At 38.0% G+C, this 4,022-nt stretch carries 4 protein-coding genes; all 4 read left to right on the forward strand.

The features are described from left to right. Positions 1–133: 133 nt before the first annotated feature. The gene (locus tag PV763_RS17045; protein WP_420938252.1) at positions 134–1,075 is read left to right on the forward strand and encodes a hypothetical protein; all 942 of its coding nucleotides are present in this window, start codon (positions 134–136) and stop codon (positions 1,073–1,075) included. Positions 1,076–1,243: 168 nt separating this feature from the next. Further along, entirely contained in the window at positions 1,244–2,227 is a 984-nt protein-coding gene (locus PV763_RS17050; RefSeq protein ID WP_004733167.1) for a putative oxygenase MesX, read from the forward strand. Between the two features lie 50 nt (positions 2,228–2,277). Beyond that, positions 2,278–3,321 carry a methionine synthase gene (locus PV763_RS17055; RefSeq protein WP_180039080.1) on the forward strand — a complete coding sequence of 348 codons (1,044 nt, stop codon included), beginning with the start codon at positions 2,278–2,280 and terminating at the stop codon, positions 3,319–3,321. Between the two features lie 97 nt (positions 3,322–3,418). Then, positions 3,419–3,913: a flavin reductase family protein gene (locus PV763_RS17060; RefSeq protein ID WP_004647846.1), complete on the forward strand. Its 495-nt coding sequence runs from the start codon at positions 3,419–3,421 to the stop codon at positions 3,911–3,913. Positions 3,914–4,022 lie beyond the last annotated feature (109 nt).

Consider the following 4,022-nt stretch of genomic DNA (forward strand, 5'->3'; position numbering starts at 1 on the left):
GCAGTTGCATTAGCTTGTATATTTATTTGGCTACCTTTATCGGGTAAATTCTATACTTGAAATGTCAACAGACCCTAGTAATATTGAGTTAAGTACCTCTTCTTTATCTAATTGCGCATTAAAGGCGAGTAGATTGGCAAGATTGCTAAATGAATTCGATTACCAAAGAATTTTTATCTTTGAAAGTAGTGGTTATCCTTCAAGCCCAAATGGTTTAACACCCGATATATGGGACTTATGTAAAAAAGCTGGAAGAGTTTTTATAGATAAAGATGGAGAAGGAAAAACCGTAGAGAAAGCTAAGTTAGGGTCAATCGGAGCGATGGAGATTGAATTGGAAGCAATGAAGGATAGTCTAAAAATTGCACATGATCCTAATGTTTCAATAAGTTCAGCTAATCCGAATCAATTTGTTTCATCAGGTGGCACTAGTAATTTTTTAGAAAGAAAGAGTTTAAGAGATGGTATTAGCACGAACTCTCAATTTCTAACTAAACGACAAGCTTTTGTATACGAATACGTGTCTAATAAATATTATGAGCTAAAATATTCAAAAATTACGTCAGATATTTTTTCTAGAACAAGAAAGTTTGTAGACGGAAAAATTGGAGATTTAGTACCATTATCAGCACAAAAATTTGCATCTGTTTATGAGAATTTAACGTCCGAAAATTCAGAGGATTGGTCAAATGCTGTTCATAGTTGTAGGCGAATATTACAAGATACTGCTGATGTGATTTATCCTGCTAGAGAGGATAAGACTATTAATTTAGACAATGGTAAAACTAAAATTATTAAATTAGGTGTGGATAATTATATAAATCGAATTATTGCATATGTTGATGAGCAGTCAGACTCTAAAAGATTTGAGGAAATCGTTGGTTCACAGATGAAATATTTGGGCGAGCGGTTAGATGCTATTTTCAAAGCTGCTCAGAAAGGTTCTCATGATATTATTACTTCTAGGCAAGAAGCTGATCGTTATGTTATTTACACATACTTGATAGTTGGAGATTTATTATCTTTGGTAGAGTTGCAAAAAACATTACCAATTTCAGATAAAGATTTTAGATAGCCGCTTAGCTTACTGAATAACTAAAAATCCTCAGCATCTTTAATTTATTAAGATGAGTATTTCTCATCTTAAGCTGAATTTATATCGTTTTACTCACTTTCTTATTCACGTTTAAATATAGCCATTCAGAAATTTAGCTTTTTATAAAATTTTTAGGTGGCAATCTCCATGAGTACAGCATTTGAGTGTTCAATTAAACGTATCCGTTTTGATGAGAATTATACACCAGCAGAAAGCACACGTTTAACCACAAACTTTGCCAATTTGGCACGTGGGGAAAGCCGTGAAGAAAACTTGCGTCGTACCCTTGCGATGATCAACAACCGTTTTAATAGCTTGGCAACCGTTGATAACCCGAAAGGTGATCGCTATTCACTTGAGATTGACATTATTTCTGCGGAAATTGATATTGAAGGTAATGGTCAAACTTTCCCATTTATTGAAACACTTAAAAGTGTTGTGATTGACCATCAAACAGGTGAGCGTATTGAAGGCATGATCGGCAATAGCTTCTCATCTTATGTGCGTGATTACGACTTCAGCGTGGTATTGCCACAATTGGGTTGTGGTGTAGGTGAAAAACCTGAAGATTTTGGCAATCTACATGGCAAGCTTTATCAACATTTAGTCAATTCAGATGTATTTAAAGCAGAATTTAAAAAACAACCTGTCATTTGCTTAAGCGTTTCAACCTCTAAAACGTATTTCCGTACAGCCAACGTACATCCTATTTTGGGTGTGGAATACAAAAATGATGAATATTCACGTACCGATGAATATTTTGCCAAAATGGGTTTACGTGTACGCTACTTTAAACCAGAAGGTGGTAATGCACCATTAGCATTCTATTTCGCTGGCGATTTAGTCCGTGATTATACTGATTTTGAATTGATCAGTGCTATTGCGACCATGGAAAGTTTCCAACGGATCTATCGTCCTGAAATTTACAACACCAACTCTCCTGCAGGTGTGGTGTATCAACCAAGTCTAAGCTATGGCGATTATTCACTTACACGTGTGGTCTATGACCGTGTGGAACGTGGTGAGCTTGCAGTTAAACAAGGTAAATGGACGGAAGAAAACTTCATTAAGCCTTATCAAGACATTTTAAATGAATGGGCTGCAAATTTCGAAGTCGAAACAGCTGCTTAATCCATTAAATTGATAAACAGATTTACGAATTTAGACAAAGAAGATTAGACATGGCGCTTACACAACCGAAACTTTTACTCCCAACTTCAACTGCGGGTAGCTTGCCAAAACCGTCTTGGTTAGCTGAACCTGAAAAATTATGGTCTGCATGGAAGCTTGAAGGCGAAGAATTATTAGAAGCTAAACGTGATGCTTTGAAATTATCATTACATGAGCAAGTCACTGCGGGTATCGATATCGTGAGTGATGGCGAGCAAACCCGTCAGCATTTCGTAACCACCTTTATTGAGCATCTTGAAGGTGTGGATTTCGAAAAGCGTGAAACGATGCGTATTCGTAATCGTTATGATGCGAGTGTACCTTCTGTTGTGGGTGATGTTTCTCGTAAAAAAGCCGTGTTTGTAGACGATGCGAAATTCTTGCGCAGCCAAACCAATCAACAAATTAAATGGGCGCTTCCTGGTCCGATGACCATGATTGATACACTTTACGATGGTCACTACAAGAGCCGTGAAAAATTGGCTTGGGAATTTGCCAAAATTCTGAATCAAGAAGCGTTAGAGCTTGAAGCAGTAGGTGTCGACATTATTCAGTTTGATGAGCCTGCATTTAATGTGTTCTTTGATGAAGTAAATGATTGGGGTATTCCGACCTTAGAGCGTGCGCTTGAAGGACTCAAATGTGAAACCGCTGTGCATATTTGCTATGGCTACGGTATCAAGGCAAATACGGATTGGAAACAAACTTTAGGTAATGAATGGCGTCAATACGAAGAGTCATTCCCGAAACTACAACAATCTAAGCTCGATATTATTTCACTTGAATGCCAAAACTCACGTGTACCAATGGATTTAATCGAATTGATCCGTGGTAAGAAAGTGATGGTGGGTGCAATTGATGTGGCAACCACTCAAGTGGAAACTGCAGAGGAAGTAGCAAATACGCTACGCAAAGCATTGCAATTTGTTGATGCAGATAAACTGTATCCTTCAACTAACTGTGGTATGACACCGCTATCTCGCCAAGTGGCAAGTGGCAAACTTGAAGCTTTAAGCGCAGGTGCTGCCATTGTTCGTAAAGAGCTAGAAGCTTAATCAAACGTAGTCTCGTGCGAAGCAGAACAAATCATCGCAAGGTCATTTGTCCAGCTTTATGCACGAGCACGTGATATGTACATTTGAGATGAAAGAGATGATTGAAGCAACAGACTTTAGAAATGCAATGTCTTTACTCACCACAGCAGTGAATGTTATTACGACTTCGGGTGAAACAGGTATGCATGGATTTACTGCATCTGCCGTATGTAGCGTGACGGATACACCGCCAATGTTATTAGTCTGTATGAATCAATCCTCCCGTTCACATGCCCATTTTGTTGAAAATAAAGTCTTGGCTGTAAACGTACTAAGTACTCAGCATGAACAGCTTTCAAATGCTTTTGCTTCAAGTAAATTCAGCTCAGAAGATCGTTTCAAACTCGGTGATTGGAGTACTATGGAAACTGGTTCACCTATTTTGAAAGATGCCTTGGTCAGTTTTGACTGTGAGATTCAAGATATTCAGCAAGTCGGTACACACAGTGTTTTCATGTGTCGTGTTCTTAAAGTTCAACAAAGCGATCAAGAAGAAAGTCTGGTGTATTTTAACCGTGCTTATCATCAAGTGGGTCAGTTGGAACACGCTTAACTCAATGCCTTAATTCTTTTATCTTTTTAAAGTGAACCGTACCGGGTTTGTCGGAGAGTCAATATTCTGAGAGACTATCCCGATGACAAAATTAAAATATACCCCTGAA

It is taken from the genome of Acinetobacter sp. AS5, from assembly GCF_048957595.1.
GTDB lineage: Bacteria > Pseudomonadota > Gammaproteobacteria > Pseudomonadales > Moraxellaceae > Acinetobacter.

Coding starts and splice junctions, on each gene's coding strand:
- PV763_RS17050 (WP_004733167.1), top strand. CDS start 1,244: ATGAGTACAGCATTTGAGTGTTCAATTAAACGTATCCGTTTTGATGAG.
- PV763_RS17055 (WP_180039080.1), top strand. CDS start 2,278: ATGGCGCTTACACAACCGAAACTTTTACTCCCAACTTCAACTGCGGGT.
- PV763_RS17060 (WP_004647846.1), top strand. CDS start 3,419: ATGATTGAAGCAACAGACTTTAGAAATGCAATGTCTTTACTCACCACA.